Source organism: Deinococcus alpinitundrae (assembly GCF_009982895.1).
GTDB classification, from domain to species: Bacteria; Deinococcota; Deinococci; order Deinococcales; family Deinococcaceae; genus Deinococcus; species Deinococcus alpinitundrae.
The window spans coordinates 1-265 of sequence record NZ_WXZL01000303.1 but is presented as its reverse complement, the minus strand read 5'-3'; the positions used below and the strand labels follow the sequence as shown (position 1 = coordinate 265).

The following is a 265-nucleotide window of genomic DNA, read 5'->3' as shown; positions in this document are numbered from 1 at the left end:
GAATGGTAAGACGGAAACGCACACTTATTTCAAATTCAATTACGATCACATTGACGAAAACCAAACGGTGGAAGACGATGCGAAAAAGATTCGGCAAATTGTTAAGGATTCGGTAGATGCCCACATGATTGCCGACGTAGAAGTGGGAAGCTTCCTTTCCAGCGGAATTGATTCAAGTTATGTTTTAGCGGAAGCCGCTAAATTGAAACCAATTCAATCGTTCTCGCTAGGGTTTAAAGATTCCAAATACAGTGAATTGAGCTAC

1 protein-coding gene is annotated in these 265 nt (G+C 41.1%); it reads left to right on the top strand.

Annotated features, from left to right (window positions below):
• Window positions 1-265 (top strand): asparagine synthase-related protein (locus GUI70_RS25820; protein ID WP_237725156.1); only part of this gene is annotated, 265 nt, incomplete at both ends.